Raw genomic sequence first — 23,436 nt, forward strand, 5'->3', positions numbered from 1 at the left:
CGGCCACAATCCGATGTCGGGTTCATTTTTAACGCTCGTATATGTTTCTGCGCAAGCTCGTCCTACAAAACTTTAAGTGCCTGGCCAAGCTGGAACTAGACTTTGAAGTGACTCCCACCCAAAATCGGCAGTGGACGCTATTGCTGGGCGAGAACGGCACAGGTAAAAGTAACTTACTCAAAGCCATTGCCCTGATTACGTGCGGTAGCAACGCGCTGGGCGAAATAGTGGGTAACACCGATAGCTGGATTGCGCTGGGCAAAGCCTCGTGCACCGTGCGGGCTTGGCTCACGACCAAGAAGGGCGAGGAGCGCGAGTTGACACTGAAAATCCGGCGCGGCGATTCGCTCTCGAAGCTGGTTTCCGCCAACCGCAGTGCGCTCCAGCTCATTGATGACGCCATCGATAATGCCGAGCGTAACTACTTTGTGGTGGGCTATGGGGCCAGCCGCCGCCTAGTGAGCGAAGCCACCGGCGCGATGAGCTACGCGGAAGCCGGCCGCTTCGGCAACCGGGCAGGCAACATCCGCAACCTTTTCGATGCCGGAGCCACCCTGAACCCGCTGGCATCCTGGATTATGGACCTGGACTACCGGGGCGGCAAAAATGGGCTAACTGTTATCCGGGAAGCGCTAAATAGCTTTCTGCCGGGCATCTCGTTTCACTCTATTGACAAACGACAGAAGCAGGTGATGTTTGAAACTAGTGACGGGCTGGTGCCATTGGAAAATCTCAGCGACGGCTACCAGAACATGGCCGCTTGGATTGGCGATTTGCTATTCCGCGTTACCGAGACCTTCCGCGACCACCGCAGGCCCCTACACGCTCGCGGCCTGCTGCTGCTCGATGAGATTGACCTTCATCTGCACCCGAAGTGGCAGCGGCTGCTCTATGACTTTATCAGTACGAAGCTGCCCAACTTTCAGGTGGTGGCCACCACACACTCTGCCCTGACTGCGCAGCAGGCCGGTGAAGGCGAACTATTTGCGCTGCGGCGCAATCCCCGGCAGGCAGTGGAGCTGGTGCCTTTCATCGGCTCGCCGCAGCAGTTGCTGATAAACCAGTTGCTTATGTCGCCCGTCTTCGGCTTGGCCACCGACGAGAGCCGGGAAGTAGAAACGGCCAAGCAGGAATACAAGGAACTCAAAGTGCGGGAAGCAGTACTAACCCCCGCCGAGCGCCGGCAGTTGACTAAAGTGAGCAATCAGCTGGCCGACACCCGGCCGCAGCGCGATACGCCCTTGGTAAGCGACCCCGAAATGGCCCTATTGCAGCGCATTGAAGCCAGCCTTAACGCCCGCTAAACATGATTTCACTGCACCGCGACCGAAGCAGCCAAGCGATTGCTGCCAAATACCGGGGAGTTAAAAAGCTGGCCCAAGACCTCGTGCTACTGCAAGCGCAGCGGGAGGTGCTACGAGGCACAATGGCCCAGCACACATTTCTGGCCACCTACTGGAAAACTGCCAAAAGTCAGTTAAAAAAGGAAAGCAATGGCAAATGCGCCTATTGCGAAGCCACTACCGACATAGTGGCGCACGGCGATGTGGAACACTATCGGCCCAAAGGCATTTATTGGTGGCTAGCCTACACCTACGACAACTACTTGTACGCCTGCCAGATTTGCAACCAGGTTTATAAGAGCGACCACTTCCCGTTGCCCGGAACTACCCGGCTGCCCGCGCCGGCCGTCACCGCCCAGCTCTCTGATGCCGAACTGGCGCAGCTGGCGGGCTTTTTGTCACCTGACCCATTGGGCGGGGCCACCAGCTATAGTTTAAGCCAATACGCACAGGCTCACCGGCAGGAGCGGGCGTTGCTACTCGACCCGTATGCCGACGATCCAGCGCAGTATTTTGCTTACGAAGCCGATGCGGTGATGCAGGAAGTGATGTTGGTGGCAGCCACCCCGCACTACCAGGCGCACCTGCAAGCCGCCGAAGATTATTACGGTCTGAACCGAGTGGAGTTGAAAAGCAACCGCTACAAAGTTTATAAGCTGTTTCAGCTGCTGCGGCGCTCGCTGGCCGCCACTACAGATGCGCAATTACAACGCGATATTCAGCAGCAACTACTGGACATGCAGGCAGATGACTACTTGTTTGCGGGCATGAATCGCTATTTTGCCAGGCAGCCTATCAAAGCTTAGGCCTCTACTTTCGCTTTTTCCAGTAAAGTCATAGTCACGCGTGCCTTATGCTGCTATATATTACACTAGTAATTGACAGGAACTTGAGTGGAGAATATAATGCTACTTATGTCCCTTATCCTGTAGCAGATGTTTATGAGTTGCCAACAACTGTTTGATATTCGAGTTTGGTGGCGTCGCGTAACCAGTCGAGGTGTTATGTAAGAAATAGCTTGACGGCTGTGCATACGCTGCTTCTGCTACTGGTGCCAGTAGTGTACGCAACTGGAGGTGCTTGTTATAGCAGGTAGCTTCAAAGAGCAAAAAGGCCTCTATCTCTGCCTGAAGATTAGGCAACTGCTTCTCCGGTAGTCCACTGTCGCGCAAGATGCTTTGCGTATAGGCCGCAATACCGCCGTGCTGGCTTACTCTTTCTACCAGCGGAGTCACTGGTCTCAACGTTGCAAGTAGCTCGGTGTGAGCCTGCGCGACGAGTGAATGGAAGGCTGGCAGGTTAAACCGTTCTTCTAAATGGCGAAGCTGTTCAGTACTTTCCGCCAGCGTCACAGTACCAAGTGGTTCGTGATACGTTAACTGATAAGCCTGCTGCAGCTCAACAAGGGTGCTTAACGCTTGGTGAGCATCTTTCCACAGACTCAACTCCTGAAATAAGTTATAAGCCTCGCCAGCTAGGTCCCAATGGGTTATAAACCACTGTTTCCGGTTTGGTGTCAGGGCCGGTGGGTCGTTCACGCGTAGTAACATCGCCTCGAATACTGAATTCAGCATGTAGCGACTCAAGTAATACGCGGCTGTCGCCCGTAGGTGCTTGTGCTGGTGAGCAACAGCGTGATTATAGGCTAGGCTGACATACCGGGTAGCGGCGTGCTGGCGGGCCAAGCCTACCTGCAAAACCACTAGTTCTTCGGGTGAGTAAATGGGGCCTCCCAATAACTGGCGCAGCCGACCGGCTGTCGCAGCTGAGTCAAGCAGGCGGCTGCCAAGCAGCTGCAGGCTTTCGGAGTGATAGACACTTAGCAGCAGTTGTTCTTCCCGCGCCAGGGCCGAAGTTTCGATGGCAGCGAACAGATTTTGTGTCCGCCCAGCAAGTTCCTCTTCTTTGGCTTGTAAAGCGACCGTCGGACTTCCTGCCATTTCGAAGAACAACGCATTAAGTTGTAGGGTTAGGCGGTTCAACTCGTTAGTCGACTTTGCCGCCAGTTCCGTCAGACGAGCTGCGTAGGTGGGCAGGTCAACGTCTCCCTGCAGAAAGTCCAAGCGGACTTGCGTCAGGTCAAGTATCAAATTTGACTCCGCATCCAGTTCCCGGCGGTGCGGCCGGCATTTAGCCATAAAATAATTACCTTCCACGTAATCACCCACTTGCGCGTGCGTGATGGCAGCCAGAAAAGAGAGAGTGGCTGACGCGGAAATAATGGGAGTTGGTAAGCGGCCGAGCAGGTCGAGCAACTGCGGCATTTCCCGCTGACTAAACAGGGCACCTCCATATCGTTCCAGTTGCTGCGCTAGCTGCTGCACATTGCTGAGGTCCAGAATATCAGTATTCTCGGTGGGTGGTTGTCTAAACAGCGGAAGGTTAACTTCGGCTCCGCGGTCCTGTAGTAGCATTTCCATGCGCTGAAAGGCGGCATTAATGGTGGCATGGATAGAGGCAGCTGCTACATCAGTCAATACTTGGTCAGTGCTCAGGTATACCGTTGCTTTGTGCTGCGTGCGCCAACTGCCTTCCGAGTCAGCTATCTCTAATCGCTGCAGCAATGCGCCCGCATAATCGTAGTAACACTGTTGTGTATGCTCGTCATAGAGCACCAGTAAGCCTCCCCCTGTCGGCTGTCGCCGATACAGGTATCGTAGGCGGGAAGTTTCAAAGGGGAAAGCAAAATACTGTTGCTTGTCTCTGGTCACCGTTTTCAGTTGCACGGCGCTTTTTATCTGCACGGCAAACAGCTGGGAGCTTGCCTGCCGACCACTTTCCAGTAATTCCACATTCAGGTCGACCCCGTAATCGGGGTTTTCCGGTCGGCAGCTGAATCCGTTGCGTAGGCTCAGTATGGACAATACCCGCAGCACGGATTCCTCGCTGCGCTTTGCATTGTCATCTATCAGGGGGCTATCATCGTACGCCATACGGTGGTGGTAACGTAGTTAATCAGCCAGGATGGTAAATAACTCCTGGTTGAAGTAATAGTACTGAAGCCGACCAATCTACTTTTTCAGCACTGCAGCTTGTTCAACCGGTTGAGGTGGGCGTGAGTTGTGTTGATAACGTAGGTGCGGTCCTCAGTCAGGTGGTAAATGCGGGTTGAACTGCGTGAAAACTTCCCAGAGATAGTCATCGGGTAGCCGAATGGAAGGTGAACAGACTCGCAGAAATTTGGTCGGATTGTGTAAACACAAAGAAGCCTCCGTGAATTGCGGAGGCTTCTTTTTATGTAGAAGCTGTTTAGGAAGTAGGCTGGAAACAAAAAAGACTCCCACGGCGGGGAGAAATTTGGGGTGCGACCCAACCAAATTTCTTACGCCTGCCCGTGGAAGTCCTCTCCAAAGCTATTATCGTGACCTGGCTACTGCCCCATTTGCCCTTTCCCACGCACGGCCGTCGGCGGCGCGTGGCCCCGGCCGAGGTGGTGGGCGCCATTCTCTACAAACTCAAAACCGGTTGTCAGTGGCGCTGGCTGCCGGTGGCCGCCCTGTTCAGCGGCCCGCCCCTGAGTTGGCAGGGGGTGTACTATCATTTCCACACCTGGAGCAAACAAGGAGCCTGGAAAAAGCTGTGGCTGACGCTCTTGCGCCTACACCGCCGCTTGCTCGACCTCTCCAGCGTGCAGCTCGACAGCAGCCACACACCGGCCAAGAACGGCGGGGTGGCCGTGGGCTACCAGGGCCGCAAGGCCGCCCGCACGACCAACGCCCTGTTTCTGGCCGACAACCAGGGCCAGCCGCTGGCCCTAGCCACGCCTCAGGCCGGGCAGCACCACGATACGGTTGAGCTGGAAGCCGTCTTTGGCGAGCTTTGCCAAACGTTGGCGCAGGCGGACCTGTGCCTGCAAGGCTTGTTTCTGAACGCCGACAAAGCCTTTGATGTCAACAGCTTACGCCAGGCCTGTGCCCACCGCGATATTGAGGTCAACATCCCGCGCAACCGGCGTTCGGCCGACTGGCAAATCGACGATGATACCCTGTTTGACCCCGAACTCTACCGCCGCCGACAGGTTATCGAGCAACTCAACGCTTGGCTCGACGGCTTCAAAACGCTACTCGTGCGCTTTGAAACCTGCCTGCATACCTGGCTGGCGTTTCACTGGCTGGCCTTTACCGTGCTACTGCTGCGCAGAATTGGTCGCTCGCCTACTTCCTAAACAGCTTCGTAGTAAGATGGCGAAGTAACAGGATGAATTGGGAAGTTAATAAGCTTTTACACTCTGGCTACTTACTGCCAGCACAAGGTGAGACCCTATTAGACACTGGTTTGCCCTGGCAGGACTGCAGAGGCTGCTATTGCTACGCTAATGGCCTATTACTAAACAGCAATCAAATCGCGAGCACTAGCTGGAATCTTTAGTGATTGGTAACTAGTGCCGAATAGTCGACGGGCATATGTAGCCTCAAGGCCGTCCTTAGACTGTCGATACTCCACATACTCTTCTTCTGACAGAGTACGGGACTCGTATTTCGCTTTTAGTTCAGCCAAGCGCGTGGGAGAAATTGTTAGCGTAGCCATCCTTTAGTCTGAAATAAGGTATCAATTGCTTGCCGGATTGGCATAAAATCAGTAGTTGACCAGTGCTCGGGCAGTTGACTGTAAGCAGTAGTCGCTTGTTCCTTAACTGCTGCGAGCAAGTTTTCGTTGCCTGATTTCTCTGCAATATACTGCGCATAGGCCCGCGCCCAAATTTCTTCCGGCCGGCTAAGGTAAAGGGCATCATCGTCAAATGAGTCGAGATTCAGTCTGCCTTGGTATTGCTGCCAAGCTCTGGTTGATTGGGCAGCACTCAGAACCGGTTCTAGCTCATTCTTCGTAATATCTGAGTGCGTCAGCACGTTTACCGGTTCAAAAAATAGCAGGTCAATCAAGTGGCCTAACTCATGGAGAATAGTCAGGCCTAGTTGCTCAGGCGCTATATCTCGCTTGAATGTCAGCAGAATATGACCGGTTTCTCGTTTGCTTTGTGCATCAATTTGACCAAAGGCTGCTTGATTTCTGAAAGACGATTCAACCTTTTTATAACGTTCCGTCTCTAGTGGAGGCAGGCTGTGCACCTCTTCAACAGCCCGCAAAGCTTGTTGAACAGCTTGGTTTTGCACAAAAAAAGGTGCTTGCTTGACTTTGAGGCGTTGATAGAGATTGCGGTCACGTTGTTCGGCTAATAGCCTACTCTCATCCATATAGTTTCCTGCTTGATCCGTCGACTGGACGGTCCAGCAAAGTACGGCTGACCATGAACAATAATCAGTAACGACACAGCCATTACGGAGCAGGGATGCTAAAATACAAGCCTGCTTAATCTTAGCATCAGAGTCCCAGATGTTGAGCTGCGTTGAAGGTTTCCACATCATTGAGCCGGGCATAGCGCTCAATCATGGCGTCGGTCTTCTGCTTGGTCTGGTTCTTAATGGCCTTGTTGGACTGGCCTTTCTGCACGGCGACCGTCACGAAAGCCGCCCGCAGCGAGTGCGCAGTGAAATGGATGCCAAAGTGCTTCTGCACCAGTTCATTCATTCCTTTGGCGGTTAGCCGGTGCTTGCTGAGGCGAGAGGGTTCGCCCGCCGCCCCCCGGGATAAGCGCACAAATAGGGGCCCGGTGGTGCGCCCGAGCAGTTCTTTCCATTCCAGCACCGCCCGCACGGGGCAGAATAATTCATCGGGCGCGTAGAACACGGCCTTATTCTCCAACTCCCCGTGCTGGTTGGTTTTGCTGCCCTCCATGTCTATCAGCAGGGACTTCGACGTCAGGCGGACGTGGTCCACGTCCAGCGCTGCTAGCTCCGAGCGGCGGAAAGCTCCGGCAAAGCCGAGCAGCAGTAACGCGCGGTCACGCAGACCGCCTGGCGTGGTGCGGTCTAAGCCGCGGATGACTTCTTTCAGGTGTTCAACCGTAAAGGCCGGCGCCTGCTTTTGGCGCTTGCCCTTCAGGCGGGCGATGCCGTCGAGCACTGCCGCCAGTTCGGGCGCGGCCACAGCTGAGGGGTAGCCGCGCAGCTGGTGATTTTTCTGGATGGCCGACAAGTGCCGTTTGAGGGTGGCAAACTTGCGCGGAGGCCGGGGCGGCGCGTCGGCCCGGGCGTTGGCTCGCGGCACAGGCGGCGTGTCGGCCAAGTGCGTGACGTACTCAATGAGCGTGGCTACATCGGCCGGCAGCGGGCAATAGTTACGCTTGGCGCAGAACTGGTCGAAGCTGCGCAAGTCCGACAGATATGCTCGCCGCGTGTTGTCGGCCCCATGCAGGCCGGCGTCCAGATAAGCCGAGGCCGCCGAGGAAACAGTCGTCGCTAAACTCGCCCCGAAGGGCTGCGGAACAGTGGCGGGAAGTTGCGCCATATATATAACGGAGTAGCCGATGGAAAAAGCAGTTGGTCAGCCCAAAAATTGCCAGCACACAAAACTATGTAATTACCGTCGATAACGCTTAATTATCGGCGCTAATTATTCCCAAACACGGAGAGGCAAAAACGGGGTGCTCTCAGGCCTTATTATAGGTAATAGGTAGTGACGCGGTTTACTTATCGCTACCTATCAGAGCAAAGAAAAAACCACCGTACTGGATGGCGTTTGATTTTAAGTTATGATAAGTAAACATTATCATAACTTAAAATAAAGGTAGCAAATGAAGCTAGGATAATGTCCAGAAGAAAGGTGATTTCCCTCTTGTTCCTAATTGGTGGGCAAGAAAGGACGTAGTACAGCAAGCGTGCGTGCTGCCCGCGCAGTGTCGCCCACTTGCACGGCCGCGCGGTAGACACTTTGCAGCGTTAGGTAACTGGTGGCCTGGGTATCTTCGGAGATACTGCCATCCGGATGGGCTGCCGCATAGGTGAGTACCTGTTGGGCTTGCCGGGCCGTCGTATCCAGGATTTCGTTGGCCCGTGCCCGCTCGCCGCCCGCGACCAGCGCGGGAACTAGCTGAGGCGAGTAAAAATCATACTGAATGGCCGCATTCGGCAGCACCTGCAGGCAGAAGGTGGCCACTGCTGCCGCCTGCTGCCGGTTGCCGGCGGCCAGATACGCCGCCGCGAGCCGGGCAAACTTTTCGCGGTAATTCGTCGGGAAATGCAGGTTGTTTTCGTCGTAGAAAATGGTGTCGTCACGCAATCCCCGGTAAGCGAACGTATTAATCAACTTCTGGTAGTTGAGGTCCAACTCCACGTAGCCGACCTGCTCTGGCGTGGACGGAGCGGGGTTACGTAAGGGCAGCAAGCGATAGGCCAGGCCTTCGAGCTGGAAGTAGGGCTGCAAGTTCAGGAAATCATCGGGGTTGACGGTGCTGCTGAAGTACAGCGGCCGTTGCCAGTTATTGGTAGCAATCAGGTCTAATAGCACTAAGCTTTTCTTTTCTATTCCGCTCTCCCCCATGTGCCAGTCTAGGTGGGATACCAGTTGCCGGTGCCGGTCAGCGGGGATAATGCCCAGACGCTTGACGGCGGCCGTGTCGACGGGCAAAAAGAAGGAGGAAGCGGGTAGGGCAAGCAGGCGCGCCCCGCCCGCTGGAGCCTGTGCCTGGAGCAATGGGTTCTGGTCTTTCACCAGCCCCAGAAACTCCCGTAAGTTCATCCGTTGCACGGCTGGGTTGGCGACGTAGGGCAGAAAGTCATTCGTGCCCGATGCATACGCCGTAGCCGGCAGTGCTAACGGAAAGGGCGCCGACCGATACGCGCGGCGTCTCATTTGCTGGATATACCAGTCCGTATTTAGATACGAGAGCACGGCCACGCGCACGTCGGTGCGATAGCCCTCTACCTCTTGTACATACCAGAGTGGGAAGGTGTCGTTATCGCCGTTAGTAAACAAGATGGCATTAGGCGCGCAGCTGTCGAGCAGGTTTTTGGCGAAATCCTCGGACAGGTAGCGGTGGCTGCGGTCGTGGTCATTCCAGCCCTGGACCACCAGAATACCTGGAATGACGAGGGCCAGCGCGAGAGCTAGCCCTACCCGGAGCCGCTCGGCCCGGACCACTTTGCCTAGCACCGCTGCCAAGCCCAGCACGCCGAGCCCTATCCAAATCGCAAAGGCGAAGGTGGCCCCCGTGTAGGTATAGTCGCGCTCGCGCGGCTCGAAGGGCGGCTGATTCAGGTACAACACGATGGCCAGGCCGGTCATGAAGAACAGCCAGCCCGCAACCCAGGCATCCTGGCGGGCCCGGCGCACCTGGTACCAAAGGCCAAGTAAGCCCAAGAGCAGCGGCAAAGCCAGAAAGTTGTTGTGAGCGAAGCTCTGACCGATGCGCGTGGGGAGGGTGCTTCGGGCGGGCCCAAACGGCGTCACCACGCCCGCCTGTTGGATATCCGAGTCTCGGCCCACGTAGTTCCAGCCGAAGTAGCGCCAAAACATGTGGCCCAGTTGATACTTCACCAAAAAGGTCAGGTTCTGGGCCAGGGTGGGCCGAACGCCGGCCTGTAAGTCCGGGACCCATTTCTGGTATTCCTGCAAATTGCTACTGTAGAGGCGGGGCAAGAAGACCTTGTCTTCGGGGCGGTACATGGGCTCTTGCTCGCGGGGCAGGATTTCCTGATAGGTTTTGCTTTTTAGGTCACGGCGGTAACGGGGGGCCAGGTCTTGGTAGCCGATGGGCTGCGCGTCAAACTGCGGGCCATAGAGCAGGGGGTGCGCACCGTACTGTTCGCGCCTGAGGTAGCTCACGAAGCTGAGCACATCGGAAGGGTTATTCTCGTTGATAGTTGGCTGGAACGAGCTGCGAATGGGCACCACCAAATAGCTGGAATAACCAATAAGTAGGAAGACGAAGCCGAGCATAAGCGTGTTCAGCCGAGGGCTTTGCAGTCGGAAGGATACCCGGAACCCCGCATAGATAAAGCCAGCTAAAAGCACCAGGAAGAGGACAATACCCGTGTTAAAGGGCACCCCGAGGGAGTTGACGAGTGCTACCTCCAGCTGGCCCGCCAGCGCGGGTAGTCCGGGAATGATGCCGACCAGCACGAGGCCCAGCAAGGCAAAACTGCCTCCCAGGGTCAGCAGGCTGCCTGCTAGCGTCGGCTTGGGGGTGCGACGATAGTAGTAGATAAGACCTAGGGCCGGCAGGGTAAGCAGATTCAGTAAGTGCACCCCGATGCTCAGGCCAATGATATAGGCAATAAGCAGCAGCCACCTAGCTGAATCAGGCTCATCGGCGTGGGATTCCCATTGCAGCATTATCCAAACTACGGCGGCCGTACACAGGGTGGACAAAGCATAGACTTCCCCTTCCACGGCGTTGAACCAAAAGGAATCGGAAAAGGCGAAGGCCAACGCACCCACTGCACCAGCACTTAAAATCAAGCAAGTCTGCGCGCCAGACGGTGGCAGACTTGCTGGAGGTAGGTTTCCAGCCTTCGCATCGCTGGGGACCACCAGTTTGCGCGCTAGGTGCGTAATAATCCAAAATAAAAACAGGACCGTAAAGCCACTGCTCAGAGCGGACAAGCCGTTGATGAGCACTGCGACTTTGGTCACGTTGCCAAACGAAAGGAGCGAAAATAATCGACCCAGCAGCAGGAAGGCGGGGGCGCCCGGCGGGTGTGGTACCTGTAATTTGTAGGAGCTAGCAATAAACTCCCCGCAGTCCCAGAAGGAAGCGGTAGGTTCCAGCGTAAGCAAATAGATGGTAGTTGCCGTGGCAAATATGAGCCAGCCAACGAGGGTATTCCACTTGTGAAAAGGCATACGGGTTAGCGGAAGTTAGGAAAAGTGTACCCGTAGCCCGGCAGCACCAAGGCGGGAGAGCATGCTGGGGAAGAGAACGGCCGTCAGGCATTTATTGACCCACGAAGACTATAGAAGTTGCACTTGCCTTCACTAAGCCTCGAAACATATGCATTCGGTTGCTACATAACCTGCTGATACCAGTAGGCAAGTAGTAGATTCTAGTAGTAGAGCGCTAAGCCTGTTTAGTATAGGATATTGTAAGCAAGTATATTTGCCAGTCGTTTTTCAGCTTGACCCCTCCGCTTTCACTTTATGGTAAAACGTTACATTCTGCACGTACTAATATTTATTATCAGTATCCCCGCGCTGGCTCAGCGGCCCAAGCCTGCCGCCCTTTCCTTACCCCCGGCTGATACTATATATTTTGACCGCGACTGGACGCGTACTCAGACGTTGGAAGAGGTCGCCTACGCGCGGATTGCTCATCGGACGCCCGACGGCAAAATCGTAGGTACAGTGCGTGATTACTTTTATCCTTCCTGGAAGAAACAAGGCGAGGGTAAACTGCTCAGTGAGTCTCCCGATGTGCTTAGCGGCCTCTGCACGGGCTGGAACGAAAACGGTAAGATGAGCTTTCACGGCACTTTTGTGAACGGCCAGCGGCAAGCTGACTTCCAAAGCTGGCGCGAAGACGGCCGCGAGATAAAGTGCGGCTATGTCACGCAGGATGCGCTGCCCTTGAGTAAGGCCACCCTACACTGCTCGACCTGCATGTATTTAAGCCGTAAGGTATTTGAAGTCGATGTGCCGGCCGGTACGGTGGGTATCGTGTATAAGCTGGATGTGCGCGACGAGGATGAGCAGTCCATCTCCTGGTCGACGGCGCTCAGCCTGGCAGGGTCATTAAGCAATCCAGGAACTGCCCCTATGGCCATACTATCCATGTTTACCTCCTCGCTAAACAAGCAGACTGCCGGCAGCCAGACCACCAAAACCACTAAATGCCGCTGGTACATCACGGCTGATGCCGAAGCCGCGCAGCAGTTTTATGATACTAAAGGGTTCATTACGAAACCCAGCGTCTGCTACCGGGTGGAGGAGAACACGCCTACTGAAACGGCTCCCCTTGCGCTACCTGCGGGAACGCGCCGACTTTTCGTGTGTGTCAACAATGATAACATCCGGACCGACGCAACGGCTACGCTCAGTGTTACCGCCCTGGTGCAAGCTTGTAACTAAGCAGAGAGTTGAGGCTACGCTGCCGGCTACTGCTGCGCATCTTGGCAAGCAGGCAAACAAAAAAGGCCCGGCAATACCGGGCCTTTTTTATAAGAATGTTGAATTAGCAAGCTTAGGCAGTCTGAATGGCAAAGCCGGCTTTCGCAACGGCTTGCACAATTTGGTCGGCCGTGAGGGTGTCAGAAGTGACCGTCAGAATTTTATTAGGATTAGCCGTATCGACCTGCCAATTGCCAGCCCCGGCTTCCTGGTTGAGAGTGGGCGTAACGGCCTTGATGCAGCCGCCGCAGTTGATGTTGGTTTTAAATTGAAGCGTTTTCATGACGAGTTAAGTTAAGGAACCCGTATCGGGCCCGTGCAACTACAACACACAAAGCTGTGGCTAAGGTGGCACCCAAAGGGTACAGAATTGCGCAGGAGGCTTGTATGATTTCGCGTCGCCCTGCCTTCAGCCGTAAGGCGGGCTTAAGCGGCGCTGATGCCGGCCCGGCAGGCTTCCTCGCAGCGGCGGCACGCCTCAGCGCACTCTTTGCAGTGCTCCATATGGGTACCGTGCTTCTCGCATTCATCCCCGCAGGCCTTGCAGATTTCGGCGCACTCGCGCAGCAGGTGCTGGGCGTGCTCGGAACCACGAGCCAGGAAGCGGGCCGTCAGCGCGCAGATGTCAGCGCAGTCGCGGTCGAGGCTGATGCAACGGGCCATCATCTTGACGTCCTGCTCGCCCAGGCAAGCGGTTGCACAGTGTTCGCAGGCATTGACGCAGGCGTAGAGCGCGGCGAGCAGGCTTTGATTTTGAGAATGCATGGTTTGTGGAATTAAGTGGAAACGATTGGTTGGTTTTTTACTGGAAACGGCGGGGGTTGTTTGGCACAATTGCCGAGTATTTATTACATAATTAGCAGGTAGGGCAACTGCCTTCCAGGAGGGTTGCTTCGTGGGTTAGCCACCTAACTTTCTGACTAGTAAGCTTACCCCACTCCCCTACATCTTCCTGGTAGGGTCCATCGCCGCTGCCTGCCCAGCCGTACCCGACGGAGGGGCGCTCCCACCGGCGGCAGCGTCGCCCGGATAAAGCGCATACTCGCTTTCCAGCAGGTAAGCCCCGCTCACCACCACCTGCGCGCCGGCCGGCAGCCCCGCAGTAATGGCCACGGTCTGGTCGTTTTCGGGACCAGTTGTGACGGTAAGACGGCGAAAGCGGCCGGTGGCGACTTGTTGCCACACGTAGCTGCCCCGGCTGTCGTGCAGCACGGCAGCTTGCGGCAGCCGCTGTGTTTGGGCAGCCGCGCCGGGCGCGGCCAGGCGCACGTTGGCCTGCATGCCGGGCTGCAGGCTGCCGGTCGGGTTGGCCAGCTGCACGCGCAGCAGGGTTACCCGGCTGTTGGCTTCCAGCTCCGGACTCAGGAATATGACCTTGCCAGAAAAGCTGGCCGCAAATCCCGCTACCTGCACCCGGACCGCTTGCCCCAGGTGAATGCCCGCCACTTCTTCGGGATAGAGCTGCGCTTCCACCCACAGGGAGGCAAGGTTGGTCAGCAACACCAGCGGGGTCCCCTCGCTGACGTACTGCCCTTCCGTGACGCCCACCGTCTGCACTAAACCGGTCTGCGGGCTGTAGAAAGTCAACGAGGGGGTCGGGCGGCCTGTCGCCGCCAACGTGCGCAGCTGCCCGGCCGACATGCCGAGCAGGCGCAGCCGCTGCCGCGCCCCTTCCACGAGCCGCCCGTACTGGTTCACATCCGGGCCCCCAAGCCGCTGCTGCGCCAGGCTAAGCAGGTAGTCCTGTTGCAAGGCCTGCAGCTCCTCGCTGTAGATGGAAACCAGGGGTGCCCCCTGGCGAACAGACTCGCCGGTCTGGCGCACAAACAGCTGCTCGATGCGGCCGCTCACCCGGCTGCTGACCAAGCGGGACTGATTGGCGTTGGTGGTGAGCGTGCCGGTCAGCACGGGGCCATTGCTTTCGGCGCTGGTACTGCCGAACGTTGCCACCTGGATATTCGCCAGCTGTAGCTGCTGCGCGCTCAGCTTTACCTCGGCCGACGGGCGGGCATCATGTCCGAGCGCCCGGGTGCCGGTAGTCTGGCTGGCCACTTTTACGAGCGTCATGCCGCATATCGGACAATCTCCCGGCTTCTCCCGGTTAATTTGGGGATGCATCGGGCAGGTATAGTGCGCGCCTGCCGCGGCCGGAGTCGCCCCGGCAGGGGGGGGCGCGGAGTTGGACTGTCGGGATGCTTTTATCAGGTCCATTCCGCAGATGGGGCAGTTGCCCGGCTCGGTGCGCACTACTTGCGGGTGCATCGAACAAGTATAATACGTGCTGGCGCCCGCCTTCTCCGGGGGGTGGGCCGCCTCCCGCTTGTTTGGCTGGCAGGCAGTGGCCCCCCAGGCTAGGAGCATGGCCAGCAGCGCGCGCGCCAGCCTACGCCTGCCGGGGGCGCCGAATAAAAGCAGGCTAGTTATCATGGTAAGCAGAAGTTGAGGGTTGGAGGAAGCCTTCGCTATCCACTAAAAACTGGCCGTTGGCAGCCACGGCATCCTGCTGGTTAAGGCCCCGCAGCACCTGTACCCGGTCCGCGGTCCGCTGCCCGGTTTGCACCGGCACGGCATGAAAAGCCCCGCCAGTACGAATGAAGGCCACCTGCTGATTGCCCAGGTCGACCACGGCCGTGCGCGGCAGCCACAGTCCCCCCGAAGCTGACCCCTTGACGGTACCCGTGAGCAGGGTGCCGCTGCGCAGCCGGCCGCCGGGGTTGGCCAGGTGCACCCGCACGGCGCCCGTGCTGGCTCCGTTTCGGAAGAGTGGCTCTACCAGGTCGATGCGGGCCGTCAGCGTCCGGGTCGGGTTATCCTCCGGCACCACGCGAATGGTTTGCCCCACCCGCAGCCCCGCCAGCTCGTCGGGCTGCGGCTCGAATACGCCCCACACCTGCTGGGTATTGACCACCCGAAACAAGGGCTGACGGGCTGTGACGTAGGACCCTTCCGTGAGCGTCAGCCCCGTTTCTAACGGGGTAGCGGAGACTGTCGCCGGGGTCGGGCTGCCCATCGCGGGGGTGCTGCCTCCCATTGCGCCGCCCCCGGCTTCCGGGGCTGGCGCCGCAGCTGGCTGGCCCGGTCCGGCCTGGGCGGGCTGCGCTACTATGTAGCCCGTGTAGGGACTGTAAACGGCTACCTGGTACTGGGGCTGGCGGGTGGCGACCGTGCGATTGATTTGCGCGTCAGTAAGCCCCAGCAGGCGTAGTTTCTGGCGGGCACCCTGCAGGAGCGTGCGGTTCTGCGCGTCATTCGTGAGAATGAAAATCAACTCTTCCTGCGCCGTGACCAGCTGGGGGCTGTAGAGTTCGAGCAGCTTCTGGCCCTTCGTGACGGGCTGGTAGTTGGAGCGAACCAGCAGCTTCTCTACCCGTCCCCCGATGCGGGCCGCGATGATGTCGGTGCGGCGCACATCGTACTCGACCCGGCCCGGCAGCGTGAGGGTCAGGTCGGCCGCATCGGGGCTGGGGTGTACCGTGGCCACCGTCGAGACAACTGTCGCATTGGGCGCCTGGAGTAGGTTGGGTAGCCCGGCGCTGGCGGGGGCCGGGGCGGCATTGGCGCTAACTTTTTTCACCAGGGTCATGCCGCAAATCGGGCAGGCACCGGGTTGGTCCCGCACAATTTGCGGGTGCATAGGGCAGGTGTACCGGTCGGCTACCGCCGCCGGGGGAGCAGTCACGGTGGCCGTTGGGGCATTTGACTGCGGCTGCGACTGGCAGGCGCCGAGCAAGCTGACCAGCAGCAGGTACCACCAGGGGCTATTGTTCCAGCTCTTTTTCATAGGCTATCTGCTGGGTGAGTTGTTGCTGCAGCACGTCCAGGTACTGGAGGCGCGTGAGCTTGAGAGTGGTCCAGGCTTCAAGTACCTGAAACAGCTGCCCCGTATTCTGCTCGTAGGCGAGCCGCGTAGCCTGGTAGCTGCGGCGCAGGGCCGGCAAGATGTGCTGCTCATAGGTTAGCACCTGCTCGTGGCGCAGGCTCAGGTCGGCGCGCAGGCTGGCCAGGCGCCCGGCCGCTTCGTTAAGCACCGTTTCCCGCTGCTTGCGCAGGGCCTGCCTTTCATAGCCCAGCGCGGCCACGTTGGCCCGGTATTCCCGCGCCGCCCACGGAACTAGGGGCAAGCTGACGGAGCCCATCAGGGTAAACTGCGCCGCACCCGTACCCAGAAACGGCATGTGCTCGAACTGCACCCCGAAGTCGGGCCGGCGGCGGCTGGCTTCCAACTGCTGGTTGAGCTGTACCGAAGCCAGCGAGCGGTCTAGGCTGCGCACGTCGCTGCGCCGGCTGGCCAGCGTCGCAGTATCTCCTAGCGAAAGGGGGCGCAGAGGGGTAGCTAAAATCGTGGTGTCCACCGCAAATTCCTGGGTGGCCGGCCGGTTCATGAGCGTGTTGAGGGCAATCGTATGCTGCTCGGCCAGCGCTTCGGCCTGCCGGTGCTCGTTAAGGTGCATTTCCAGCCGGGCCTTGGCATCGTAGATGCTGGGCAGCGTGGCCTGGTTATAGGGGTAGCGAGCTTCGGCCAGCTTGATGAGAAAGCGCAGCAACTCCTCGGTGTTATCCAGCACGGCCAGCTTTTTGGTCAGCACGGCCTGCTGGTAGTACAGTGTTTTGGCCGCCGCGCGCAGCTCCACGACCTTGAATTGCTGGTCGGCCTGCACCATGGCTGCCTGGCTGCTCAGGTAGTCGCGCTTGGCGCGCTGCTTCGCTGGGTTGGGAATCATCTGCTCGACCGAAAAGACGGCCTGGCCCTGGAGCTGGCTGGTGCCGCCCTGCCCGGCCAGCTCGCGCGCTTTGGCCTGGTTGTAAGGCGTCATCCAGAGGCCTGCCCCGACCTTGGGGGCCTCCCAGCTGCTGGAACCCGCCATGGCGGCCTGCTTGGCTTGGGCCTGGTAGGTAAATTGCTGCACGGCCGGGTTGCGGCGCTCCACCTGGCGCAGCACTGAGTCGAGGGGGAGAACCTGGGCGCGCGGCCGGGCCGCGTGCATGGGCTGCATCCGCTGCTGCGCCTGGGCCGGCTGCCAGCCAACGGCCGGCAGCCCGAACAGGAGTAGGGAAATTTTAAGCCAGTACTTCATAGGTCGAAAAGGGCGAGGCCAGGGCCTCAGCCACTTGTTAGTGGGTGACGGCCAGGACGTCGATTTTTCCGAATTTGCGCAGCTCGTACTCTTTGGTCATCAGGAAGATGAGCGGCGTGACGAGCAGAATGTGGGTGGCCGAGGTGAACACCCCGCCAATCATGGGCAGCACGATGGGCAGCATTACATCGGAGCCCGTGCCGGTGGCCCAAAGCACCGGTACCAGCCCAAAGAGCGACACCGACACGGTCATTAGCTTAGGTCGCAGGCGCTTGGCCGCGCCGTGAAACACGGCTTCCTGCAGGTCCTGGCGGGTAATGGTGGCGGCCGAGTTGCCCTTGGCGGCCACGAGCTGCTGCATGGCATCGTTGAGGTAAATCACCATGATGACGCCCGTTTCCACGGCTAGCCCGAATAGGGCAATGAAGCCCACGGCCACCGCCACCGAGAGGTTCACGCCGTAGAAGTACACCATATAGGCCCCGCCAATCAGGGCGAAGGGAATGGTGATGAGGCTCATAAACGCCTCTCGCAGCGAGTGAAAGGCGAAGTAGAGCGCCCCGAAAATGACGAGCAGCACCAGCGGTAAAATGAGCTTAAGCGTGCGCTGCGAGCTAATCAGGTTCTCGTACTGGCCGCTCCACTCCAGGTAGTAGCCCTGGGGCAGGTGGCTTTCCACGCCTTGCAGGCGCTTCATAGCGTCGTTGACGGTGCTGCCTAAATCGCGGCCCCGCACGTTGAAGAGCACCGCCCCGCGCAGTTGGGCATTTTCCGAGTTAATCATGGGCGGCCCCTCCGCGTAGCGAATGGTGGTCACGGCCGAGAGCGGCACCGGCCCGTAGCTGGTGGTTTGGATGGGAATGCGCCGAATGGCCGGCAGGCTGTTGCGGTAGTCTTCGGCCAGGCGCACGTTGATGGCGAAGCGCCGGCGGCCCTCCACGGTGCTGGCAATGGGCGTGCCGCCAATGGCCGTTTCCACAACCTGGTTCACGTCGTCCACGGTGAGGCCGTAGCGGGCGAGCTGCGCGCGGTCCACGTCGATTTGTAGGTATTTGCCGCCCGTGACGGGTTCCACGTACAGGTCGGCCACGCCGGGCACGCCTTTCAGGGCCGCGTTAACCTGGCCGGCCACCTCGTTGATGGTGCTCAGGTTCTGGCCGTACACCTTCACGCCCACGTCGGTGCGGATGCCGGTGCTCAGCATGTTGATGCGGTTGATGATGGGCTGGGTCCAGCCGTTGACTACCCCCGGGATTTGCAGCTTGCCGTTCAGCTCCTCAATCAGCTTAGGCTTGGTCAGGCCCGCACGCCACTGCTGCTGAGGCTTGAGCAGGATGATGGTTTCAATCATGTTGATGGGCGAGTTGTCGGTGGCCGTGCTGGCCCGGCCAGCCTTACCGAGCACGCTCAGCACTTCGGGCACCTGCCTGATAATCTTGTTCTGCACTTGCAGGATGCGCTTCATCTCCGTGTTCGACACGTCGGGCTGGGCCACGGGCATGAACAGGATGGAGCCCTCGTTGAGCGGGGGCATGAACTCGGTGCCCAGGCTCAGCACCAGCGGGATGCTCACCAGCAGCAGGGCCAGGTTAATGGCCAGCGTCGTTTTGCGCCAGCGCATCACCCAGTGCAGCATGGGCGAGTATACGCGCTCCAGCAAGCGGTTCAGCGGGTTTTGCTCCTCGGTTTTAAACTTGCCCTTCATGAAGAAGGAAATCAGCACCGGGGCCAGTGTGACGGCTAGTATGGCGTCGATAATCAGAATGAAGCTCTTGGTGTAAGCCAGGGGGTGGAAGAGCTTGCCCTCCTGCCCGGTAAGCAGAAATACCGGGAAAAAGGAGGTGACGATGATGATGGTCGAGAAGAAGATGCCCCGCGACACCTGCTTGCTCGATTGCTCGATGATGGCGAGCCGTTCGGTGTTATTCATGGTAAGCCGGCAGGGTTGAGGTGGAAGGGACCGCCACGGGGGCGGAATCTGCGGGCGGCGGTCCGCCGGGTCCCCCGCCCTGCTCCTCAGCTGCCTGGCGCAGGGCCAGGTTGCGGTAAGAGTTCTCCGTCATCACGATGCCGTTGTCGACGATGACGCCGATAGCCAGGGCGATGCCGGTAAGGGACATGATGTTGGAGGAAATGCCGAACGCGTTGAGCAGAATGAAGCTCGTGGCGATGGTAATCGGAATCTGCACCAGGATGCTCAGCGCGCTGCGCCAGTGAAAGAGAAAGAGCAGTACCACCAGTGACACAGTCGCCATCTCTTCCAGCAGGGTGTGCTCGATGGAGCCGACCGCTTCCTCAATTAGGCCGCTGCGGTCGTACACCAGCTGAAACGACACGCCCTTGGGCAGGCCCTTGCTGATTTCCTGCATCTTGGCTTTCACCCGTTTAATCAGGGCGTCGGCGTTCTCGCCGTAGCGCATCACCACGATGCCGCCCACGGCCTCGCCCTCCCCGTTGAGGTCCATGATGCCCAGGCGGCTTTCGCCGCTCATCTGCACGGTGCCGATGTCCTTGATGAGCAGGGGCACTCCGCCGGGGCGGGTCAGCACCGGGACGTTTTCCAGGGTGGCCATATCCTGGATGTAGCCCGACGTTTTGATGATGTAGCCCACGCCCGACTGCTCAAACTTGCGCCCGCCGGCCTCGTTGTTGTTGCTGCGCACGGCGGCCAGCACCTGCGGCAGCGACACTTTGTAGTACGTCAGCTTGGTAGGGTCTACCGTCACCTGGTACTCCTTTTGGAAGCCACCGAAGGAGGCTACTTCACTCACGCCAGGCACGTTTTGCAGACCGAACTTGACGTACCAGTCCTGCAAGGCGCGCTGCTCACCCAGGTCCAGGCCGGGCGCCTTGAGCACGTACCAGAGTACGTGGCCCACGCCCGTGCCGTCGGGCCCCAGGGTGGGCGTAACACCAGTGGGCAGCAGGCGCTGGGCGTAGTTGAGGCGCTCCAGCACCCGCTCGCGGGCCCAGTAGATGTCGGCGTTATCCTCGAAAATCAGGAACACGAAGCTCATGCCGAACATGGAGGCGCCGCGCACCGACTTGACTTTGGGCAGGCCCTGCATGTTAGTTACCAGGGGGTAGGTAACCTGGTCTTCCATGATTTGCGGGCTGCGGCCCATCCACTCGGTGAAGACGATGACCTGGTTTTCGGACAGGTCGGGGATGGCATCAATTTTACTTTCGCGCACCGAATACGCGCCCCAGATGAACAGGCTGGCTGCCAGCAGCAGCACGAGGTACCGGTTCCGCAGGGAAAGGGCAATAAGTTGCTCAATCATGTGATTAGCACGTAAAGTGGGAGGCGCGTCAGCAGCCGGAAACCCAAGTCGGGACATCGGCGGGCCGCACAGCCCGGACGTGGGGCGCCGAGCCGAAAAACAGCCGACGCCCGAAAGCCCCACGGCCGAACGACCTGGGGAGCGAGGAGAACCCGAAAAGCTAAATCAGGAAGGCATGCCCGCGCACGTAGGCCGGACAGTCGGGCGGCGGGGCCGCCTCGACGAGGCTGAAGGCCGTCGGCTCAGCTGAGGGGTAAGTAGTGGCTAGCCGCCACACTATGCGCAAGACCGCCGGGGCGGGCACCGTAGCAGGGGCTTGCAGCCGAAACTGCGCAGCCGTCAGCTTCACGTCCTTGAGGGTGCTAGTCACCTTCTGGTCGTGGCAGCAGCCGGAAGACGGCTTGCCAGCCGGTAGGCAGCAGCAAGGAATGTCGCCGCGCTGCGTTACCGCAACCGCCGTTAGCGCCTGCCCGCAGAAGTGCATGCTGTACACCAGCCCGGGGCTGGACAGCAGGTAGCTCAGGAGTAGAAATAAGCTAACGAAGCGTTTCACGCGGTTACCGAAGAGTCTGTTTTTAGGCGCCACAAAATTACCAGTTGTGGCGACGGCTGTATGTACAGCCTGGTGAGGTATAAACTGTAAGATTTGTCAACGGGTTCTGCCGACCCTATTCCATCTGGCTTGCGAGTAGTCGCTGGTTTGGCACGGGCAGGCGTTACCTCCGCTGCGCTTCAGCCGCTGCACCCAGCGCGTGTTGCTGGCGGTAAACGGTCGGGGTCAACCCGGTATAGCGACGAAACTGCCGGGAGAGGTGCCCCAGGCTGCTAAACCCCTGCTGCTGGGCAATGCGGCTGATGGTCAACTGGGTGTCCGCCAAGAGCTCCCTTACGCGGGCGATTCGCTGTGCCATAATGAAGTGTTCGAGGCTACTACCTTCCACCACCCGAAACAGGTGGCTGAGGTGACCGTAAGAGCGGCCCAGGCGCTGGCTGAGAAATGGCGGAAAAATACCCGCCCGCAGCTGGTCTGGGTTCTGGCTCAAGAGCTCCATAACGAGTGCTTTGATGTCGGCGGCCACTCGCTGTCTGGGTAGGTAGAGCAGCGCAAAGCCCATTTCCAGCAGGCGCTGCTCCAGCTCCGGCCAGTCAATGGTATCAGTTGCCTCCGCTACCTCGGCCTCACCCAGTTCGACCCGGATAGGGGTGAGACTGAAGCTAACCAGCAGCTCGCGCAGTACGCGGATGCCGCGGCGGCAGACGACGTGCTTCACGTAGAAGACGGTTCCGGAGTTTAAGCGTACCTGTTCCATAGCAAGTAGGAGCCAAAGTGACTAGCCCCAGTTAGCACCTGCCCCCGGCAGAACCAGGGGCAGGTGGCTACTTAGGACTTTTTAACCAGTGTCATGCCGCACTTGGGGCACTTGCCGGGCTTGGTGCTGCTCACCTCAGGATGCATGGTGCAGGTGTAGTGAACGCCGACAGTCTTACCCGAAGTCAGCGCCGCGCCAAGCTTCTCAAAGCGCACGCTCAGGTCCTGGTCGGCTACTTTCAGCTTCACCGTGGCCGCTTCCAGCTTGGTGCCGGCGGGCAGCTTCGCACTGAACTGGTTCGAGCCAATCGGGGTGAGCGTGACCGTCGAGGTGGCCTTCGTCGCTGACTCTACCAGCACGGTGCCGGTCGCGCTTTGCTTAGGCAGGACGCTCATCTTAGGACCGTACAGGTATACCTCGAGGCTGGTCGAATGGGGTACCAGTTCCAGGTGATAGCTGCCGGAAGAGTGGACTACCCCGCCGTGGGGCGCTACGTGCGCATGCGTTTCGCCGGGCATAATCTCCCCGTGCTGGTTGGCCGAGGCGGGGGCCTGCTGCGCGTGAGACGTGAGGGCGCCCATCGCCAGCAGCGTGAGGAGGACGAGGGAAATGCGGGAAGTTGTCATGGTTACTTAAAAAAGCGGGGGTTAAATTTTTAGTTGTAAGTGCTTAATTATCAGCACGATGTACCAGAAAGCACTCAAGCTTTAGAGCAGTGGATACCGGCCCGCAGGGAGTATAAAGGCAGCCGCTGGGTGAAGACCCGGCAAGGCGGCAGTGGGAGGCTCCGTAGCGCCTTAGGCAAGCAAAAAGGCCCGGCCCCTCCCGACATACGGGAGAAGCGCGGACCTTACAGGGCGCGAAGAATTAGACGGTCAGCGACCGCAGGTATACCCGAATGTCGGGTATTTTAGGGGGCAGGTGCTGGGGCGGCACCAGCATCACGGCTTGCTCACGACTCCAAGCGGTGAAGCGCGGGAAAGTGAAGCCCAGCACTGGGGGGAGGGCCAGCAGCATGGGCCCAGCCAGCGCCAGCTTGGCAGCGGGCGGGGTCGAGAGGGCTTTGAGAATGGCTGCCGACTTGTCTTTGCAGCAGTCGTGCGACTGCTTAGCCGGCCCGTGTTGGTGCTTGCCGGCGGCAGTATGCTCGGCCATATCGTGCCCGTGGCAGCCCGGATGCGTGTAGCGCATTGCGGCGGGTGCGGGCTTAGGCACGGCCATATGTGCCCAGGGACCAACGGCCGCCGCGCACAGACACTGTCCTGCCGTTACCTGAAGGAACAGCAGAAGCAGCGTGAGGGCCGTGAAGCGTTGGGTAAAGGGCGAAAGGCGGAGCATTGGGACTCAGGAACGACAAAATTAAGGGGTTAGGTTTCGGCGCCCTAACCCACCGACTCTGGTAGTCAAGCGGCTAAATCAGGTAGGAAGAAGGGTGTAAGTAGGGTTTTAAGCCACTGAAGCGCTGATAACAAAGCATAAAGAC

General features: G+C 58.8%; 20 protein-coding genes. 4 read left to right on the forward strand and 16 right to left on the reverse strand.

Annotated elements, in window-relative coordinates; genetic code table 11:
• Nucleotides 1-41: 41 nt before the first annotated feature.
• Nucleotides 42-1,304, forward strand: coding sequence for an AAA family ATPase (locus J4D99_RS18550; protein ID WP_208133237.1), 1,263 nt, complete (start codon nucleotides 42-44; stop codon nucleotides 1,302-1,304).
• A gap of 2 nt (nucleotides 1,305-1,306) precedes the next feature.
• Nucleotides 1,307-2,149, forward strand: coding sequence for an HNH endonuclease family protein (locus J4D99_RS18555; protein ID WP_208133238.1), 843 nt, complete (start codon nucleotides 1,307-1,309; stop codon nucleotides 2,147-2,149).
• 102 nt (nucleotides 2,150-2,251) lie between these two features.
• On the opposite strand, the gene J4D99_RS18560 is transcribed toward J4D99_RS18555, so the two are convergent.
• Nucleotides 2,252-4,276: a DUF4365 domain-containing protein gene (locus J4D99_RS18560; RefSeq protein WP_208133239.1), complete on the reverse strand. Its 2,025-nt coding sequence runs from the start codon at nucleotides 4,274-4,276 to the stop codon at nucleotides 2,252-2,254.
• A gap of 86 nt (nucleotides 4,277-4,362) precedes the next feature.
• Entirely contained in the window at nucleotides 4,363-4,485 is a 123-nt protein-coding gene (locus tag J4D99_RS22040) for a hypothetical protein (RefSeq protein WP_255555150.1), read from the reverse strand.
• Nucleotides 4,486-4,677: 192 nt separating this feature from the next.
• Between J4D99_RS22040 and J4D99_RS18565 the strand changes: the two genes are divergently transcribed.
• Nucleotides 4,678-5,508 carry an IS5 family transposase gene (locus tag J4D99_RS18565; protein ID WP_208133240.1) on the forward strand — a complete coding sequence of 277 codons (831 nt, stop codon included), beginning with the start codon at nucleotides 4,678-4,680 and terminating at the stop codon, nucleotides 5,506-5,508.
• A gap of 349 nt (nucleotides 5,509-5,857) precedes the next feature.
• Here the strand turns inward: J4D99_RS18565 and J4D99_RS18570 are convergent, their stop codons facing one another.
• The 3 genes from J4D99_RS18570 to J4D99_RS18580 all read right to left on the reverse strand — a co-directional run bounded on the left by J4D99_RS18570 (nucleotide 5,858) and on the right by J4D99_RS18580 (nucleotide 11,024).
• On the reverse strand, nucleotides 5,858-6,706 hold the full coding sequence (locus J4D99_RS18570; RefSeq protein ID WP_208133318.1) for a hypothetical protein: 849 nt from the start codon (nucleotides 6,704-6,706) through the stop codon (nucleotides 5,858-5,860).
• Nucleotides 6,663-7,688, reverse strand: a complete 1,026-nt coding sequence (locus tag J4D99_RS18575) for a tyrosine-type recombinase/integrase (RefSeq protein WP_208133241.1) — start codon at nucleotides 7,686-7,688, stop codon at nucleotides 6,663-6,665. The genes J4D99_RS18570 and J4D99_RS18575 overlap by 44 nt, the downstream gene beginning before the upstream one ends.
• 333 nt (nucleotides 7,689-8,021) lie before the next feature.
• Nucleotides 8,022-11,024, reverse strand: coding sequence for a glycosyltransferase family 117 protein (locus J4D99_RS18580; protein ID WP_208133242.1), 3,003 nt, complete (start codon nucleotides 11,022-11,024; stop codon nucleotides 8,022-8,024).
• A 294-nt stretch (nucleotides 11,025-11,318) separates the two neighbouring features.
• On the opposite strand from J4D99_RS18580, the gene J4D99_RS18585 reads away from it, so the two are divergent.
• A complete protein-coding gene (locus J4D99_RS18585) occupies nucleotides 11,319-12,245 on the forward strand; it encodes a toxin-antitoxin system YwqK family antitoxin (protein WP_208133243.1) in 927 nt (308 codons plus the stop codon).
• Nucleotides 12,246-12,357: 112 nt separating this feature from the next.
• Here J4D99_RS18585 and J4D99_RS18590 read toward each other — a convergent pair whose 3' ends face one another.
• The 11 genes from J4D99_RS18590 to J4D99_RS18640 form a co-directional block, all read right to left on the reverse strand.
• Nucleotides 12,358-12,567: a heavy-metal-associated domain-containing protein gene (locus tag J4D99_RS18590; protein ID WP_208133244.1), complete on the reverse strand. Its 210-nt coding sequence runs from the start codon at nucleotides 12,565-12,567 to the stop codon at nucleotides 12,358-12,360.
• A 143-nt stretch (nucleotides 12,568-12,710) separates the two neighbouring features.
• Nucleotides 12,711-13,049, reverse strand: a complete 339-nt coding sequence (locus tag J4D99_RS18595) for a four-helix bundle copper-binding protein (protein WP_208133245.1) — start codon at nucleotides 13,047-13,049, stop codon at nucleotides 12,711-12,713.
• Between the two features lie 177 nt (nucleotides 13,050-13,226).
• Nucleotides 13,227-14,711 (reverse strand): efflux RND transporter periplasmic adaptor subunit, encoded by a 1,485-nt coding sequence (locus tag J4D99_RS18600; protein WP_220235753.1) that lies wholly within the window; start codon nucleotides 14,709-14,711, stop codon nucleotides 13,227-13,229.
• The gene (locus J4D99_RS18605) at nucleotides 14,701-16,065 is read right to left on the reverse strand and encodes a heavy metal-binding domain-containing protein (protein WP_208133247.1); all 1,365 of its coding nucleotides are present in this window, start codon (nucleotides 16,063-16,065) and stop codon (nucleotides 14,701-14,703) included. Before J4D99_RS18605 ends, J4D99_RS18600 begins: the two co-directional genes overlap by 11 nt.
• Entirely contained in the window at nucleotides 16,043-17,359 is a 1,317-nt protein-coding gene (locus J4D99_RS18610) for a TolC family protein (RefSeq protein WP_208133248.1), read from the reverse strand. The genes J4D99_RS18605 and J4D99_RS18610 overlap by 23 nt, the downstream gene beginning before the upstream one ends.
• 37 nt (nucleotides 17,360-17,396) lie before the next feature.
• A complete protein-coding gene (locus J4D99_RS18615; RefSeq protein WP_208133249.1) occupies nucleotides 17,397-19,289 on the reverse strand; it encodes an efflux RND transporter permease subunit in 1,893 nt (630 codons plus the stop codon).
• Entirely contained in the window at nucleotides 19,282-20,643 is a 1,362-nt protein-coding gene (locus tag J4D99_RS18620) for an efflux RND transporter permease subunit (RefSeq protein ID WP_208133250.1), read from the reverse strand. The genes J4D99_RS18615 and J4D99_RS18620 overlap by 8 nt, the downstream gene beginning before the upstream one ends.
• A gap of 160 nt (nucleotides 20,644-20,803) precedes the next feature.
• Nucleotides 20,804-21,196, reverse strand: coding sequence for an HYC_CC_PP family protein (locus tag J4D99_RS18625; RefSeq protein WP_208133251.1), 393 nt, complete (start codon nucleotides 21,194-21,196; stop codon nucleotides 20,804-20,806).
• Between the two features lie 163 nt (nucleotides 21,197-21,359).
• Nucleotides 21,360-21,953: a helix-turn-helix transcriptional regulator gene (locus J4D99_RS18630; protein ID WP_208133252.1), complete on the reverse strand. Its 594-nt coding sequence runs from the start codon at nucleotides 21,951-21,953 to the stop codon at nucleotides 21,360-21,362.
• A 71-nt stretch (nucleotides 21,954-22,024) separates the two neighbouring features.
• A complete protein-coding gene (locus J4D99_RS18635; protein WP_208133319.1) occupies nucleotides 22,025-22,579 on the reverse strand; it encodes a heavy metal-binding domain-containing protein in 555 nt (184 codons plus the stop codon).
• A gap of 241 nt (nucleotides 22,580-22,820) precedes the next feature.
• Nucleotides 22,821-23,291: a hypothetical protein gene (locus J4D99_RS18640; RefSeq protein WP_208133253.1), complete on the reverse strand. Its 471-nt coding sequence runs from the start codon at nucleotides 23,289-23,291 to the stop codon at nucleotides 22,821-22,823.
• Nucleotides 23,292-23,436: the final 145 nt, after the last annotated feature.

Origin of the sequence: Hymenobacter sp. BT559, assembly GCF_017571525.1 — a bacterium.
Classification (GTDB): Bacteria; Bacteroidota; Bacteroidia; order Cytophagales; family Hymenobacteraceae; genus Hymenobacter; species Hymenobacter ginsengisoli.

Excerpts from the sequence above, each read along its gene's own strand:
- J4D99_RS18640 (WP_208133253.1), bottom strand. The coding sequence starts at position 23,291 with ATGCTCCGCCTTTCGCCCTTTACCCAACGCTTCACGGCCCTCACGCTG.
- J4D99_RS18600 (WP_220235753.1), bottom strand. The coding sequence starts at position 14,711 with ATGATAACTAGCCTGCTTTTATTCGGCGCCCCCGGCAGGCGTAGGCTG.
- J4D99_RS18605 (WP_208133247.1), bottom strand. The coding sequence starts at position 16,065 with ATGAAAAAGAGCTGGAACAATAGCCCCTGGTGGTACCTGCTGCTGGTC.
- J4D99_RS18570 (WP_208133318.1), bottom strand. The coding sequence starts at position 6,706 with ATGATGTGGAAACCTTCAACGCAGCTCAACATCTGGGACTCTGATGCT.
- J4D99_RS18635 (WP_208133319.1), bottom strand. The coding sequence starts at position 22,579 with ATGACAACTTCCCGCATTTCCCTCGTCCTCCTCACGCTGCTGGCGATG.
- J4D99_RS18590 (WP_208133244.1), bottom strand. The coding sequence starts at position 12,567 with ATGAAAACGCTTCAATTTAAAACCAACATCAACTGCGGCGGCTGCATC.
- J4D99_RS18575 (WP_208133241.1), bottom strand. The coding sequence starts at position 7,688 with ATGGCGCAACTTCCCGCCACTGTTCCGCAGCCCTTCGGGGCGAGTTTA.
- J4D99_RS22040 (WP_255555150.1), bottom strand. The coding sequence starts at position 4,485 with ATGACTATCTCTGGGAAGTTTTCACGCAGTTCAACCCGCATTTACCAC.
- J4D99_RS18585 (WP_208133243.1), top strand. The coding sequence starts at position 11,319 with ATGGTAAAACGTTACATTCTGCACGTACTAATATTTATTATCAGTATC.
- J4D99_RS18630 (WP_208133252.1), bottom strand. The coding sequence starts at position 21,953 with ATGGAACAGGTACGCTTAAACTCCGGAACCGTCTTCTACGTGAAGCAC.
- J4D99_RS18610 (WP_208133248.1), bottom strand. The coding sequence starts at position 17,359 with ATGAAGTACTGGCTTAAAATTTCCCTACTCCTGTTCGGGCTGCCGGCC.
- J4D99_RS18620 (WP_208133250.1), bottom strand. The coding sequence starts at position 20,643 with ATGATTGAGCAACTTATTGCCCTTTCCCTGCGGAACCGGTACCTCGTG.
- J4D99_RS18615 (WP_208133249.1), bottom strand. The coding sequence starts at position 19,289 with ATGAATAACACCGAACGGCTCGCCATCATCGAGCAATCGAGCAAGCAG.
- J4D99_RS18580 (WP_208133242.1), bottom strand. The coding sequence starts at position 11,024 with ATGCCTTTTCACAAGTGGAATACCCTCGTTGGCTGGCTCATATTTGCC.
- J4D99_RS18555 (WP_208133238.1), top strand. The coding sequence starts at position 1,307 with ATGATTTCACTGCACCGCGACCGAAGCAGCCAAGCGATTGCTGCCAAA.
- J4D99_RS18550 (WP_208133237.1), top strand. The coding sequence starts at position 42 with ATGTTTCTGCGCAAGCTCGTCCTACAAAACTTTAAGTGCCTGGCCAAG.
- J4D99_RS18595 (WP_208133245.1), bottom strand. The coding sequence starts at position 13,049 with ATGCATTCTCAAAATCAAAGCCTGCTCGCCGCGCTCTACGCCTGCGTC.
- J4D99_RS18560 (WP_208133239.1), bottom strand. The coding sequence starts at position 4,276 with ATGGCGTACGATGATAGCCCCCTGATAGATGACAATGCAAAGCGCAGC.